Source organism: Methylomonas sp. Uni0009, from assembly GCF_054188105.3.
This window is the reverse complement of the sequence record NZ_JBTAFN010000001.1, coordinates 810,469-824,973: the sequence shown is the minus strand read 5'-3', so window position 1 is coordinate 824,973 and position 14,505 is coordinate 810,469. Positions and strand designations below refer to the sequence as shown.

The window sequence follows — 14,505 nt, the reverse complement described above, 5'->3', positions numbered from 1 at the left end:
CATTTTATCGACTCTCAACTGATCCTGCTCATGACAACAATCAACATCCAACAAATGATGGCCGACAGCGGCGTGGCGTTCGGTACCAGCGGCGCGCGCGGTCTGGTTAGGCAAATGACCGGCGAAGTCTGTGCGGCGTATACACTGGCGTTTATCCAAGGTTTAAATCTGGCGCAGCCCGGCCAAAAAATCGCCTTGGGCATGGATTTACGTCCGTCCAGCCCGGAAATCGCCCAAGCTTGCATAGCCGGCATTCGGCAGGCCGGCTGCGAAGTAGATTTTTGTGGGGTGTTGCCGACGCCGGCGCTGGCTTTGTATGCGTTGGCGAACAGTCTGCCGGCGATCATGGTCACCGGCAGTCATATTCCTTTCGACCGCAACGGTATCAAGTTTTATCGGGCTGACGGCGAGATCAGCAAAGCCGACGAAGCGGCGATGACCGATGCGACGGTGGATGTGCAAAACGTTTCCGCCGAATTGCCCACCGTAAATCCAGCCGCGTTGACGCAATTTCAGCAACGTTACACTCGCTTGTTTGGAAAGGATTTGTTAAACGGTTGGCGGGTTGGCGTCTACGAACATTCCAGCGCCGCCCGCGATGTGTTGAAGGAAATTTTGGCCGAGCTGGGCGCTGAGGTGATTGGCTTGGTGCGCACTGATACTTTCGTGCCCATCGACACCGAAGCCGTCGGCGAGGCGGATCGGCAACGCGGCCGCAACTGGGCCGCCGAATACAAATTGGATGCTTTGATCTCCACCGACGGCGACGGCGACCGTCCCTTGATCGGCGACGAAACCGGCGAATGGCTGCGCGGCGACATTGTTGGTTTGCTGTGCGCGAAATTCCTAGGTGCCGACACCGTGGTGACGCCGGTGAGCTGCAATACTGCCATCGAAGCCTCCGGCTGGTTCAAGCAAGTGGTTCGCACGCGGATTGGCTCGCCATACGTGATCGCCGGCATGGAGGATGTGCATAGCGGTAGCGTGGCCGGCTTCGAAGCCAACGGCGGCTTTTTGGCCGGGAGCGGTTTGTCGGTAAACGGCAAGGTTTTGGCGCCGTTGCCGACACGCGATTCATTGCTGCCGGCCTTGGCTTTATTGGCGATGGCGAGCACCCAAGGGGTGAAGTTATCGGGGCTGCTGCAAGGCTTGCCGCAACGTTACACCGCCAGCGACCGCATCCAGGCGTTTCCGGTCGCCAATAGCCGGGCCTTGCTGGAACGATTGCAAGCCGATGAGACCGCTTATCGCGGGCTATGGGGCGACACGCTTGGGGCTCCGGTTAATCGCGATACAACAGACGGCCTGCGCTTGACCTTCGCCAACGGCGAGATCGTGCATCTGCGTCCCTCCGGCAATGCGCCGGAATTGCGTTGCTACGCCGAGGCCGACGCTATGGCGCGCGCGGAAGAGTTGGTGGCTTCGACGTTAAAACGGATTGCCGGCTAGCGGTTAATCCGCCGTTAAGTTTCCTTGTAGTATTGTCTAATCTCGATAACAACTAAGTACGAGGGTAACACCATGCAACATAAAGCGATTTTATTCAGTTCTTTAGTCTTGGTTTCCGGTGCCGCGTTTGCGCAGTCGGCGGTATTGGAAGGCGTGGCCAAACAAGCGGCGAAAGATACCGCGACAGCCGTTGCCCCAGGCGCTGTGCAGCGCGCCGAACAAGCTAACGAAGCATTGCAGCGTGCCCAGGAAGTCAAGCAAGGCGTGGAAAATGCACCGGGCCAGTTGAAAAGCCAGGCCCAAGAAGCCGTTAAAGACGCTGCCCAACAAAAACTGGAACAAGCCGTGCCGGCCGAAGTGAAGCAAGGGGCCGAAACCCTGAAGGCTGGTAAGGAAACGGCAAAACAGTTGAAAGGTAAAGTCGACGCGGCGCCGAAATCAACCGGCGAAGCGGTCAAAGCCGTGAAAGGCAAAGCCAAGCAAAAAGCGGCGGCAAAAGCGCTGGATTTGTTGAACTAATCTGCTGGAAAAAGGGCGGCGAGGTTCGCCGCCCTTCCTAAATATCGCACAAGACCAGTGCTTGGCGAATACATCATTAACGAATCACTTCCCGATTTTTCAATGCAACGTAGATGTCATCGACGCTGTATTGATCGCAATCAAAGCTCAAATCGGCTGCGGCCGGTTTTCCATCAAGGCACAGGCACAATAAACCAGCGTTTTTGATCGCGGTAGCCAGCGCATCGTTGGCTTGTTCCAATACCGTCGTGGCATGGCCGGTATCGAACAGTTTGCGTTCCAATTGGTAAGCCACTTGTTGGGCATTGGCGCCGCTCAAGGCGATGATGCTGGCGGTTTGGCTGAAGCGTATCGCCCGCTCTGCCGCGGACACCGGTGACCAGTCTTCCGCGCTGGCGTCGCCCGTAATCATGCCGGCGCCGACCGTGACGTTGGTCAGGCGGTCTATGACGATGAAGGAGCCGGTGGTTTTGTTGCGTTTGTATGGGTCGAATACCACCGGCGCATTGACTGCCACGGTGCAAGAACCGATTTCGTTCAGTTTCAACTCATTGGCATCGTGGTGTTCCAGCGTGTTGACGTCGATACGGTGGTGAATCATCGACACTGAGCCGGACACGCTGCGCGTCGCCAGCTTAATCACATACTGCCGTCCAGGCACCATGGCTTGCTCGGTCATCCAGACGATAGTGGCTTTGAATTTGTCGGCGATGCTGGGCGCGGCTTGTTGCTGGCCCAGGATGATGTCGCCGCGGCTGACGTCTATTTCATCTTCAAGTGTCAACGTGACCGCCATGGCCGCAAACGCTTCGTCCAACTCGCCATCGAACGTGACGATAGACTTGATCTTGCTGGTTTTGCCGGACGGTAACGCGGTAATCGCGTCGCCTTTGTGAAATACGCCGGAGGCGACGGTGCCGCAGAAGCCGCGAAAATCCAGGTTGGGGCGATTGACGTATTGCACCGGGAAGCGGGCGTCGTCGAAGTTATGGTCGCTGGCGATTTCGATGCTATTCAGCAACTCCATCATCGGCATGCCGGTGAACCAGGGCATGTTGGCGCTGGGGTTGACTACGTTATCGCCGTCCAATGCAGACATCGGAATGAAATGCACGTCGTGCAAATCCAGTGATTTGATAAAGGTCAGATAGTCGTCTTGAATCTTGTGGAAGGTTTCTTCGCTGTAACCGACCAAATCCATTTTATTGATGGCGACGATGATGTGCTTGATGCCGAGCAAGGAGGCGATGAAGCTGTGGCGCTTGGTTTGGGTTTGCACGCCGTAACGGGCGTCGATCAAGATTACTGCCAAGTCGCAGGTCGAGGCGCCGGTGGCCATGTTGCGGGTGTATTGCTCGTGGCCTGGGGTGTCGGCGATGATGAATTTGCGCGTCGAAGTGGAGAAATAGCGGTAGGCGACGTCGATGGTGATGCCTTGTTCGCGCTCGGCCTGCAAGCCGTCGACCAGCAAGGCCAAGTCAATCTTGCCGGCGCCGGTGGTGCCGGACTTGACGCTGTCGGCCTGCACGGCGGCCAGTTGGTCTTCGTAAATCATTTTCGAGTCGTGCAGCAAGCGGCCGATCAAAGTACTCTTGCCGTCGTCGACGTTGCCGCAGGTTAAAAAGCGCAATAGCTCTTTACGTTCGTGTTGCGCCAGATAGGCGTTGATGTCGGTGCTGATGAGGTCGGATTGGTGGGACATGGGGTTCCTAAATGCCTTATTTGTAATAAAAGGTGCCGCGCTGTTAAAGCGCTTACTTGCAATGTTGTTTTAATAATTCGGCTAGTTCGTCACGACTCAATTGCCGGGTTGCTACATTAATCACCCATTCGTAGAGCTGGGTGTTATCCATGGCCGGTTGTTTATGGTTGGCAGCTAGAAAAACCAGCATACAGGCCGCAGCGGCTCGATTGTTACCGTCCAGAAACGGATGGTTATTGGCCAGCGAATAGCAGTATTGAGCGGCGGTTTGAAAAATGTCGCCGTTGTAGTGCCAAGTTTGCCGGGCTGCGCCGAGCGCCGATTCCAGCAAGGCTTCATCCCTGATGCCCTGCGTGCCGCCGAAGCGTTCTATCTGTTGCCGATGTATCGTCAATGCCAAAGTTTTCGAGATAAAAAACAACTCGGGCATGCTGTTACTGCGCTAATTTAGCAAAGGCGTCGGCATATTGATTCATCAATTGCTCGTGAATCTTTAAAGCGTCTTCATCGTTAATTACGCTATCGGGCAAGGCTTGCTGTTGTTTTTGTTCCAAAAACAAGACGAAATCCAATACCTCGGCTTGCAGACGGGGCTCCAGTCTTGCGAGGTGTTCTTGTATTTCTTCGTGTAATTGCATAGGTCACCCCTCAAATGATTTATCGGCACCACTGCTTTTCGCAGGGAACACCGTCATTGTTGCCGTCCATTTTGGTGTCCGGGCAGTTATTGATGAAATACGTCGCCTCTTCACACGATCTCATTTGCGAGCAATAGACGCGGCCGTCGCAAACGAAGTTTTGTGCATTGCGCTCTGTGGCGCCGGTTGTTGGATTGTTAGGCTCTGGTTTTGGGGCGCTTTCGAAAAGGCCTTTAACTTTGTCGGTTAGTTTTGAGGAAAGCGGCTGTTCTGCTTTCACTTCCGCGAGCGGTTTTAAATCCGGTGTCTTGCGATCCGCTTTGTGATCGCAAGCGGTATCCGAATAGACTACATGACCTTTAGCGTCGGTACATTTGTAAACACCGGCCAAGCTATCCGCGGAGTAAAACAGGATAAACAAGCACAAGAATTTCTTCACTATTCGTGTTTCCTCATTCGCTAATGGTACAAGCGTTTAGAAGTAACCTTCCCGTTTCTTCTGTTCCATAGACCCAGCCTGATCATGGTCGATCAAACGGCCCTGGCGTTCGGAAGTGGTGGTCAGCAGCATTTCCTGGATGATTTCCGGCAAGGTGGTGGCTGTGGATTCCACAGCGCCGGTCAAGGGATAGCAACCCAGGGTGCGGAAGCGCACCATTTTCATTTCCACTTTGTCGTTGGGGCCGATAGGCATGCGCTCGTCGTCGACCATGATCAGCATGCCGTCTTTTTCGACCACTGGCCGTTCTTTGGCAAAATACAGCGGCACGATGGGGATGTTTTCCAAGTGAATGTATTGCCAGATGTCCAGCTCGGTCCAGTTGGATAGCGGGAACACGCGGATGGACTCGCCTTTATCGACTTTGCCGTTATAAATGTTCCAGAGTTCCGGGCGTTGGTTTTTCGGGTCCCAACGGTGGTTTTTGTCGCGGAATGAATACACCCGTTCCTTGGCGCGGGATTTTTCCTCGTCGCGGCGCGCACCGCCGAAGGCCGCGTCGAACTGGTATTTGTTCAAGGCTTGTTTCAGCGCATCGGTTTTCATCACGTCGGTATGTTTTTTACTGCCGTGCGTGAACGGGCCTATGCCCTGGGCGACGCCTTCTTCGTTGATATGCACGATTAAATCCCAACCCAGATCTTTCGCCATGTTGTTACGAAACTCGATCATTTCCCGAAATTTCCAGGTGGTATCGACGTGCAACAACGGAAACGGCGGTTTGCCGGGGAAGAATGCCTTGCGAGTCAGATGCAGCATCACAGCGGAATCCTTGCCTATCGAATACAGCATGACAGGCTTTTCAAATTCCGCCGCCACTTCGCGAATGATATGGATGCTTTCTGCTTCGAGCTGTTTCAGATGGGTTAATTTATAATCGGTCATCAATTATCCGGGGCGCACGGCCATGTTTGCTGTGGAGTGTAAGCCCGCTATTTTAAAGGCAAAGCCCCATCGACGCCATCGGCAAAGCTTATGAGACAGATACACGGACTGGAAAAACTGGCCGGGCAGCAGCCCGGTCGGCTCAATGCGCCAAAACTGGCAGACCTGTTACTGATGGATTTGCGTCAATGCCGTTGCAGTATTTACGGCACTATCGGCGATGACGACAAGGTGTTGTTGGCGGAGCTGGCGCTGTTGCCGGAAAGCCTTGAATACGAAATGTTCGATCAGCGCATTGATTTCATCGTCGCGGGGCCGATACTGCGCAACGACTGTGTACCATTAATTTATCGGCTGCAGGGCGAGCAGTTTGCGCTTAGCGGCCGCTGCTCAATGATCGCTCGGGTGTGCGGTGTGGATTTGTATCTACAGCGCAGTTATACCGGTGTGATTGGCGATGTCGCCAGGCAAAAGTTCTCCATTCCGCTCAAACCACTGTTACAAATGCTGTAGCGCTTTAGTCCTTACCCCGATAAATCAGGCACTGCGTCGGATTTGGGGTACCATGAGGTTCAAGTCCCGCGTATCTTCGCGGGCCATTAGGCAAGATGGCGACGGAGTCAGGCAGATGAAATTCTATGATCGCAGTCGCAGCCTTTGCGAATGGGAGCGTTTCGAGGAATGGCGCGAGAAGATGCGTCTAAGCTTGGCGGCTCAGGAAAGCAATAAAGTCTCGCCGTTTCATTTGTTATCGATGACGGGGGTGTCGGCCGCGGAACAACGCTTGTGTGCTGATCTCTGGTTGAAAGATCGTATCGATGCTAGTGCGCTGGAACGAGCCGATCTGGCTTTTAACTACCCTACGAGCAACAGACCTAAAATTCGTTTGGGCTATTTGTCTTGCGATTTTCATGAGCATGCCACGGCATTTTTGCTGGCCGAGTTGTTCGAAGCCCATGATCGAGAGCAGTTTGAAGTGTATGCCTATTCTTATGGCCCGGACGACGGCCTGGGCATGCGCCAACGCCTGTGTGAATTTTTCGACAGTTTTGTCGATCTGCAAGCCCTGTCTTTATCTGAAGCCGCCCAAGCCATCCACCACGATAACATCGACATTCTGATCGATTTAAAAGGTTACACCCGCGGCACCCGCACCGAGATTCTTAGCTACCGACCAGCGCCGATTCAGGTCAACTACCTGGGGTATCCCGGTACCTTGGGCGGCGATTTCTGTGATTACATCATCACCGATCCCTACCTGACGCCGGCAGCCAGCGCAGCTGATTACAGCGAAGCCTTTGCCTACCTGCCGGATAGTTATCAACCGCACGGCCGGCATGCCGAAATTGGCAAGCCGACCAAACGCGCTCAGCATGGTTTGGAAGAGCACAGTTTTGTGTTTTGCTGTTTTAACCAGGCCTATAAAATTACCCCGGAAGTGTTCGATATCTGGTGTCGACTGTTGTATAGCGTGCCGGGCAGTGTGTTGTGGTTGTTAAAGAACTCCAAAGCCAAAGGCCGGCTTAGAAATGAAGCGTATCAACGCGGCATAGCGCCGGATAGATTGATATTTGCCGACGATTTACCGCAGGTCGAACACTTGGGCCGCCTGGCCTTGGCCGATCTGGTGCTGGATACTCAGCCCTACAACGCGCATACCACCGCTAGCGATGCCTTATGGGTGGGAGTGCCGATAGTCACGTGCGTCGGCGATACCTTTGCGTCGCGGGTTGCCGGCAGCTTGCTGCATGCGATCGGCTTGCCGGAGTTGATTGCCGCGGATTTGGAAGGCTATTACGATTTGGCTCTGGAGTTAGCCAGCAATCCCGCGCGCTTAAGTGAGGTCCGGCAGAAGTTGGCCGATAATCGCCTGAGCACGCCGCTGTTTGATATCAAGGCCTACACTCGGCATTTGGAAGCCTTGTATAAAACCATGTGGCAGCGGCATGTCGCGGGCGATTTGCCGATAGCGATCGGCCAAACCGAGCCGCGCTTATAGCTGGCTATTGACCCAGCGAACGATGTCTTGCGCGCTTAGCGCGCCGGCTTGTCTGGTCAGTTCTTTTCCTCCCTTGAATAGAATCAGCGTCGGAATGCTGCGAATATTGTATCGGGCGCTGAGCTGCTGCTCGGCTTCGGTGTCGACTTTGCCCAAACGCACGCGCGGTTCCAAAACTTGCGCGGCTTGCCCAAAAGCTGGCGCCATCATTTTGCAAGGTCCGCACCAATCCGCCCAAAAATCCACCAGCATCGGAATGTCGTTTCGCGCAAGATGGGTTTCAAAGCTTTTCGTAGTCAGCGCCAACGGATGACCGCTGAACAAGGCTTGATGGCATTGCCCACATTTTGGATTTTGCGACAAACGGTTTGCCGGTAAGCGGTTGACAGCTAGGCAATCTGGGCAGACTAAATGTAGGGATTCACTCATATGGTGTTCTCGAAATATAGGTTTCGGCGAATCTATTCGCCACTAAAAATTAACCAACTATCGCCACAAACCGCCGATGCGCCAACGAACTGGCCGAACAACCACCCGGTTACCGAAACTCGGAGCGATGAACGGTTCGTGCCAAAGCGTTTGCGGCCGGCTGGGGCTTAAGGCTTGCAGGCGGAGTACCCGTTCAGCGGTGGGCGGATGAGTGCGCAGCCAAGAAGGCTCCGGATTGCCCCAGCCCGGTAGCAGTATCGACTTCCAGCCGCCACTGACTCGTTCGATATGCGCCAAGGCTGTCGCCAAACCCAAGGGGTCGCCGGTCAGCGCCGCCGCATTCAGGTCGGCATCGTATTCGCGGATGCGTGATAAGCCCAGCTGCATCAATAAGGCCAGATGCGGCGAAAACAACAGCAGCAACAAACCCGGCCAATTGATTTGAAAACTGATCTCACCGAACAGCAGCAAAGGGATGGACAGCAACAAAAACAACTGTCCGGTGGCGGCGAATAAAGCGGTAATCCGGCTAATCGCATCGGCCAAGCCCATCACCCGCAAATCGTTATTGGCAATATGCGCCATTTCGTGCGCCAACACGCCGGCCAGTTCCCGCGAGTTAAGTTGTTTGAATAAACCGTCGGTCAACGCAATGGCCGATTGTTGGCGGCTGCCGACCGCAAAGGCATTGATAAGCGGGCTGGGAATGTAATACGGCGCCGGAACGCTCGGCAGTTCGGCGCGTTCGGTCAGTACCTGCAGCATTTGCCACAGCGCCGGCGCTTCTTGCGGATGGATAGGCCTCGCCCGGTAAAGACTTAGCGTCAAGCGCCAGGCTGCCGCCGGTTCGAAGATCAGCGCAATCGCGCCGGTAGCCAACGCAATCCAGATACCTTCTTCGCCGAACAACAGGCTGCCGGCCAAGGTGCAGATTACCAGTAGCGCCAACATTAAAAGTAATGTCTGCAGGCGGTTGAGCCAACTGTGGCGATGCCATTCGATAGTTTGCATGGTTACTCCAGGCCTGCCCGGCGTAATCGGCGGCGTAAGTCGTCAATTTCTTCTTGCATGTCCGCGACCAGTGCCGCTAGCTCAGGCAAGGCTTCGAAATTGCGTTCCAGGCTAACGATACGCCGCACCCGCACCAAGTGGGCGCTGGAAAAACGCCATTCGCTTTGCTGTTGCGGCAGCGGATTGAGCCAGCCTTCTTCTATATGCCGGGTAATCCATTCCGGTTCTACTGCGCAGATGGCCGCCAGTTGCTGCAAAGTCAGGCCGCTGTCTTCCAGAACGGCGTCGATCAAGTTCTCGGCTGATGACATGCTTTAGCTCCTGTGGTTTGTGCGCGGGTCGAAAGCCAGCTCGCGCGCCATGGTTTCGTAAAGTGCTTTAGCTTTGGCCGTGTTGGCCGGCGGCAATACCACCTGAATATCCAACAGCAAATCGCCGGGTGTCGCGCTGGGTATGCCCTTGCCGCGCAGCCGCAGTTGCTGGCCGCTTTGCGTGCCTTCCGGGATACGCACTTTCAGGCCGGTATCGAATAAATTCACCGGCACCATCGCCCCCAATGCCGCTTCCCAAGGCGTGACCGGCAAGCTCATATGCAGATTGCTGCCGTCCACCCGCAAACGCGGATGCGGATTGAAATGCACCTCCAGCAGCAAGTCGCCCGATTTGCCGTTACCCATGCCTGGTGCGCCCTGGCCGGCCAGGCGGATAATCTGGCCCTCGTACACACCCTTGGGGATTTTTACGTTCAAGGTGCGGGTGTCCAAAATCACATGGCCGCCGGCATCCATGCGCGGCACGCGCAAGCTGATTTGCCGGGCCGCGCCGTTAAAAGCGTCGGCTATATCCAGCAGCACTTTGGCGTGATGGTCCTCGCCTTGGGTATGGAAGTCGGCTTGGCCTTCGAATGGCCCGCCGCGCGCACGGCCAGCACCCATTTTGCCGAATAATTGACTGAAAAAGTCGCCGAAATCGGCCGTATCGGTGCTGGAAAACTCGAAGCCGGCATCCCAATTGGGCGGGGGATGGAACTCCTGGCCGGGCCGATAGCCACGTCCCAATTGATCGTAAGCTGCGCGTTTTTCAGTGTCCGACAGTACCGCGTAGGCTTCGTTGATTTCTTTCATGTGCGCCTCGGCATTCGCTTCCTTTGAAATGTCCGGGTGATATTTGCGCGCCAGCTTGCGGTAAGCTTTTTTGATGTCCGCAAGCACCGCGTCGCGATTGACGCCGAGAATTTGATAATAGTCTTTGTATTGCACGCCATGCCTCCTATGACCGACGTTGACCAAGCTAAATCTAATTGTTGCCCGGCCCTAATTTACCGCAGACATATTGTTCTGGCAGAACTTGTCGAAGCCCACGGTTGGGGTGCCTTCCGACGAACTCCAGGCGAACGCTGCTCAAGGCCCAGGTTAATAACGGTTTTATAGCGGATTGCCTGGAGAGCGACAATCTTAAATAAAACCTATCAATCGAAGATGCCTGAAAAAATGGAGGTGCGCTGGTCTAAAAACAAGAGGCTTTGCCCTGCGGTTATTTTTCGGAAGAACTTGAAATCGTTGATTTCAAACCCATCTTAATGACAATTATTTTATCGATTTGATAAGATATAACTTCTTGGGGGTGACATGGCTTCGACGTGGGTAGCAAAACCTCAGGTGCATGCCGAGCACAGTACAGCTCGTAAAACCTACTGAAAACAAGTATTCGCAAACGACGAAAACTACTCAGTGGCCTTAGCAGCTTAAAACCTGCACCACTTCTCTGACCAGATGTACTTATGCGTCTGGAGTCTCTTTCGAGAGGCGCTCAGGGATCATATTACATAAGATCGCGCCAGGGCTTAGTTCGGAGCCTGAATCGCTAAATCCAATCGAAATCGCTGTTGATCCTCTTGGCCCGACGGGTAGTCAACAGTTAAATTAAAAGCGCGGGATAAGCATGTAGAGCTTGTGGCGGAGTGCTTGCGGACGGGGGTTCAATTCCCCCCACCTCCACCACCTAAGATTAAGAACGGGGCTAAGGCCCCGTTTTTTATGGGTTAAAGAAATTTTTATCTTGCTGGATTTTTCTAATCCAATATTGAGGTCACTAACAGAGCCACATGATCGGGCAAGCAAGCTTGAGACAAGTAGCTTATTTATGGAAAAACAATCGTGCTTCCTAAATCTTGGTGCTTTGCTTTAAAGCTAATGAGCAAACCATAGTAGTTATAAATACTCATCAATGGCCATCAAAAAATCCGACCTCTATTCCTCCCTATGGGCCTCGTGCGACCAATTGCGTGGCGGCATGGACGCCAGTCAGTACAAGGACTACGTGCTGTTCATGCTGTTCATCAAATACATCACCGACAAATACGCCGACAGCGACGACTTCGCGCCGCCGGTGGTGATTCCGCCCGGCGCCAGCTTCAAGGACATGATCGCCCTCAAAGGCAAGAGTGACATCGGCGACAAGATCAACACCCAGATTATCGGCCCCTTGGTCAACGCCAACGCCCGCTTGTCGAAAAGCGACTTTCCCGACTTCAACGATCCCAACAAACTCGGCGAAGGCAAGGACATGGTGGAGAAGCTCTCCAACCTGATCAGTATCTTCCAAAAGCCCGAGCTGGATTTCTCCAAAAACCGCGCCGAGCACGACGACATTCTCGGCGACGCTTACGAATACCTGATGCGCCACTTCGCCACCGAAAGCGGCAAGAGCAAAGGCCAGTTTTATACGCCGTCGGAAGTCAGCCGTATCATCGCTAAGGTGATCGGCATTTCGCCGGAAAACGCCAAAGGCTCGACGACGGCTTACGACCCGACTTGCGGCTCCGGCTCCTTGCTGCTAAAAGTCGCCGCCGAAGCCGGCAAACATATTACCCTCGAAGGCCAGGAAAAAGACGTCACCACTGCCGGTTTGGCGCGGATGAACATGATCCTGCACGACTTCCCGACCGCCACCATCCTGTCCGGCAACACGCTGGCCTCGCCCAAGTTCAAAGACGGCGAAAACCTGCGCACTTACGATTACGTGGTCGCCAATCCGCCGTTTTCCGACAAGACCTGGAGCACCGGCCTGACGCCGGGCGACGATGCTTACCAGCGCTTTGTTTGGGGCGAGCCGCCGGCCAAACAAGGCGACTACGCCTATCTGCTGCACATCATTCGCAGCCTGAAAGCCAACGGCAAAGCCGCCTGCATTCTGCCGCACGGCGTGCTGTTTCGCGGCAATGCCGAAGCGGTGATCCGTCAGCAACTGGTCCGCTCCGGCTATTTGAAAGGCATCATCGGTCTGCCCGCCAACTTGTTTTACGGCACCGGCATTCCGGCCTGCATCCTGGTGATCGACAAGGAAAACGCCACCGCCCGCAAGGGCGTGTTCATGATCGACGCCAGCAAGGGCTTTATCAAGGACGGCAACAAAAACCGCTTGCGCGAACAGGACATCCACAAAATCGTCGACACCTTCGGCAAGCAAGCCGACGTGCCGCGCTATGCTCGCATGGTGGCGTTCGATGAAATCGCCGACCCCAAAAACGACTTCAACCTGAACTTGCCGCGCTACATCGACAGCAGCGAGCCGGAAGATATTCAAGACATCAACGGCCACCTCAACGGCGGCATCCCAGAACGCGACCTGGATGCGCTGGCCGACTACTGGCAAGTGCTGCCCGGCGTGCGCGCCGCTCTTTTCTCCCCTCGCCTTGAGGAAAGCGCCGCCAAACAAAGTAACCAACCCTCTCCCTCCGGGAGAGGGCAGGGTGAGGGGACAGAAATCAATGTCTTACTTTATTCTGATTCTCCTCACCCCAACCCTCTCCAGCAGGAGAGGGAGCGACCCGGTTACGCGCAATTAACGCTGCCGCTGGCCGAGGTCAAACCCGCCATCTTCGGCCACGCCGAATTCACCGCCTTCAACACCCAGGCGACTGAACGCTTTCAACATTGGCGCGACGCCACCACGCCGCTACTGACCGGCTTTGGCAAAGACGGCCACCCCAAGGCCTTGATCGAAACCATCGCCGAAGACTTGCTGAACACCTTCAAGCCCGCGCCGTTACTGGATGCCTACGACATTTACCAGCACCTGATGGACTATTGGGCCGACACCATGCAGGACGATTGCTACCTGATTTCCGCCGATGGCTGGGTCGCCCAACCGACCCGCATCGTCGAAACCGATAAAAAGGGCAAAAGCAGAGACAAGGGTTGGGCCTGCGATCTGATCCCCAAGCCGTATATCGTCGCCCGCTATTTTGCCGACGAACAGGCTGGCATCGAAGCCAAACAGGCCGAACTGGAAGCGGCGACCGCCAGCCAAACCGAATTGGAAGAAGAGCACAACGGCGAAGACGCCATCTTTTCCGGTTACGACAACATCAATGCCGCCGCCGTTAAAGATCGGATCAAAGAGCTAGGCAAAGACCCGGATGGGGCCGACGAGTTGAAAGTATTAAAACAGTGGCTGGAACTCAGCAACCAGATCAGCGGGTTAAAAAAGCAGCTCAAGGAAGCCGAAGCCGCGCTCGACCAAAAGGCCTATGAAAAATACCCGACGCTGAGCGAAGCCGAAATCAAAACGCTGGTGATCGACGACAAGTGGATGGCGCACCTGTCCGCAGCCGTGCAGGGCGAACTGGATAGAGTCTCGCAAACCTTGACCGGCCGCATCCGGCAATTGGCCGAACGCTACGCCACACCGCTGCCTCAACTGGAAGACGAGGCGGCGGCCCTGGCCGTTCGCGTGGCAGAACACCTCAAAAAAATGGGCGTGGTATGGCCATGAATGAGCATGCCGTAGGGTGGATAAGCGCTAGCGCATCCGCCGATATTCCTACACCGGCAACATGAGCGATTACCAACGCATCCGGATTCCGGGCGCTTGTTATTTCTTTACCGTCGTCACTTGGCGGCGCAAGCCGGTTTTTATCGATGATGCGCGGGTTTCGCTGTTTCGAGAGGCCTTGCGTAAAGTCAAGGCAAGCCGCCCGTTTCAAATCGACGCAATGGTCATTTTACCGGATCACCTGCATTGTATTTGGCGGTTGCCGGATGACGACGCGGATTATTCCGGTCGTTGGCGCGAAATCAAAAAAGCCTTTTCCCGCCAAATCGATACCACCACCAATGCCAGAAACGAGCGATTGGTCTGGCAACGGCGGTTTTGGGAGCATACGATTCGCGATGCGGACGATTGGCGGCGCCACGTGGATTACATTCATTACAACCCGGTCAAACACGGATTAGCGCAGCGCCCCAGCGATTGGCCGTGGTCATCGTTTGCCGGTGCCGTCAAAAAAGGTTGGTACGATGCCGATTGGGGTGCCACGCCGCCAAACCACATCAGCGACATGGAGCACGAATGACCGCAAAAGCACCCTACT

At 54.9% G+C, this 14,505-nt stretch carries 15 protein-coding genes and 1 other RNA gene; 7 read left to right on the top strand and 9 right to left on the bottom strand.

What is annotated here, in order from left to right; translation table 11 throughout:
- The first annotated feature begins 30 nt into the window (after nt 1-30).
- Together ACWAU0_RS03850 and ACWAU0_RS03845 are read left to right on the top strand one after the other, a co-directional pair.
- Entirely contained in the window at nt 31-1,449 is a 1,419-nt protein-coding gene (locus ACWAU0_RS03850) for a phosphomannomutase (protein WP_458138358.1), read from the top strand.
- Nucleotides 1,450-1,521: 72 nt separating this feature from the next.
- Nucleotides 1,522-1,968 carry a hypothetical protein gene (locus ACWAU0_RS03845; RefSeq protein ID WP_458138357.1) on the top strand — a complete coding sequence of 149 codons (447 nt, stop codon included), beginning with the start codon at nt 1,522-1,524 and terminating at the stop codon, nt 1,966-1,968.
- Nucleotides 1,969-2,044: 76 nt separating this feature from the next.
- On the opposite strand, the gene cysN is transcribed toward ACWAU0_RS03845, so the two are convergent.
- From cysN to cysD, 5 genes are read right to left on the bottom strand one after another with little or no spacing between them, the layout of a single operon-like run.
- Complete coding sequence (cysN, locus tag ACWAU0_RS03840) at nt 2,045-3,670, bottom strand: sulfate adenylyltransferase subunit CysN (RefSeq protein WP_458138356.1); 1,626 nt, start codon at nt 3,668-3,670, stop codon at nt 2,045-2,047.
- Nucleotides 3,671-3,722: 52 nt separating this feature from the next.
- A complete protein-coding gene (locus ACWAU0_RS03835) occupies nt 3,723-4,100 on the bottom strand; it encodes a type II toxin-antitoxin system death-on-curing family toxin (protein WP_033156032.1) in 378 nt (125 codons plus the stop codon).
- 4 nt (nt 4,101-4,104) lie between these two features.
- Nucleotides 4,105-4,308: a hypothetical protein gene (locus tag ACWAU0_RS03830; protein ID WP_033156033.1), complete on the bottom strand. Its 204-nt coding sequence runs from the start codon at nt 4,306-4,308 to the stop codon at nt 4,105-4,107.
- A gap of 19 nt (nt 4,309-4,327) precedes the next feature.
- On the bottom strand, nt 4,328-4,747 hold the full coding sequence (locus tag ACWAU0_RS03825) for a DUF4124 domain-containing protein (RefSeq protein WP_051669815.1): 420 nt from the start codon (nt 4,745-4,747) through the stop codon (nt 4,328-4,330).
- A gap of 36 nt (nt 4,748-4,783) precedes the next feature.
- Nucleotides 4,784-5,692 (bottom strand): sulfate adenylyltransferase subunit CysD, encoded by a 909-nt coding sequence (gene cysD, locus ACWAU0_RS03820; RefSeq protein WP_033156035.1) that lies wholly within the window; start codon nt 5,690-5,692, stop codon nt 4,784-4,786.
- A 90-nt stretch (nt 5,693-5,782) separates the two neighbouring features.
- Here cysD and ACWAU0_RS03815 point away from each other — a divergent pair, with 90 nt between their 5' ends.
- Together ACWAU0_RS03815 and ACWAU0_RS03810 are read left to right on the top strand one after the other, a co-directional pair.
- Complete coding sequence (locus ACWAU0_RS03815; RefSeq protein WP_458138355.1) at nt 5,783-6,205, top strand: hypothetical protein; 423 nt, start codon at nt 5,783-5,785, stop codon at nt 6,203-6,205.
- Nucleotides 6,206-6,320: 115 nt separating this feature from the next.
- Nucleotides 6,321-7,691 (top strand): O-linked N-acetylglucosamine transferase, SPINDLY family protein, encoded by a 1,371-nt coding sequence (locus tag ACWAU0_RS03810; RefSeq protein WP_458138354.1) that lies wholly within the window; start codon nt 6,321-6,323, stop codon nt 7,689-7,691.
- Here the strand turns inward: ACWAU0_RS03810 and trxC are convergent.
- Genes trxC through ACWAU0_RS03790 form a run of 4 tightly spaced genes read right to left on the bottom strand, consistent with a single transcriptional unit; the run spans nt 7,686 to nt 10,390 of the window.
- Nucleotides 7,686-8,120 (bottom strand): thioredoxin TrxC, encoded by a 435-nt coding sequence (gene trxC / locus ACWAU0_RS03805; RefSeq protein ID WP_458138353.1) that lies wholly within the window; start codon nt 8,118-8,120, stop codon nt 7,686-7,688. The two genes, ACWAU0_RS03810 and trxC, sit on opposite strands and share 6 nt — an antisense overlap.
- A 57-nt stretch (nt 8,121-8,177) precedes the next feature.
- The gene (locus tag ACWAU0_RS03800; protein WP_458138352.1) at nt 8,178-9,131 is read right to left on the bottom strand and encodes a zinc metalloprotease HtpX; all 954 of its coding nucleotides are present in this window, start codon (nt 9,129-9,131) and stop codon (nt 8,178-8,180) included.
- A 2-nt stretch (nt 9,132-9,133) separates the two neighbouring features.
- Nucleotides 9,134-9,442: a chaperone modulator CbpM gene (locus ACWAU0_RS03795; RefSeq protein ID WP_171696580.1), complete on the bottom strand. Its 309-nt coding sequence runs from the start codon at nt 9,440-9,442 to the stop codon at nt 9,134-9,136.
- Nucleotides 9,443-9,445: 3 nt separating this feature from the next.
- The gene (locus tag ACWAU0_RS03790; RefSeq protein WP_458138351.1) at nt 9,446-10,390 is read right to left on the bottom strand and encodes a DnaJ C-terminal domain-containing protein; all 945 of its coding nucleotides are present in this window, start codon (nt 10,388-10,390) and stop codon (nt 9,446-9,448) included.
- Nucleotides 10,391-10,750: 360 nt separating this feature from the next.
- Here ACWAU0_RS03790 and ssrA point away from each other — a divergent pair.
- The 3 genes from ssrA to ACWAU0_RS03775 all read left to right on the top strand — a co-directional run bounded on the left by ssrA (nt 10,751) and on the right by ACWAU0_RS03775 (nt 14,487).
- Nucleotides 10,751-11,131, top strand: a transfer-messenger RNA (tmRNA) gene (gene ssrA / locus ACWAU0_RS03785).
- Between the two features lie 226 nt (nt 11,132-11,357).
- Nucleotides 11,358-13,907, top strand: coding sequence for a type I restriction-modification system subunit M (locus ACWAU0_RS03780; RefSeq protein ID WP_033156041.1), 2,550 nt, complete (start codon nt 11,358-11,360; stop codon nt 13,905-13,907).
- A 61-nt stretch (nt 13,908-13,968) separates the two neighbouring features.
- Nucleotides 13,969-14,487, top strand: coding sequence for an REP-associated tyrosine transposase (locus ACWAU0_RS03775; RefSeq protein ID WP_033156042.1), 519 nt, complete (start codon nt 13,969-13,971; stop codon nt 14,485-14,487).
- Nucleotides 14,488-14,505: the final 18 nt, after the last annotated feature.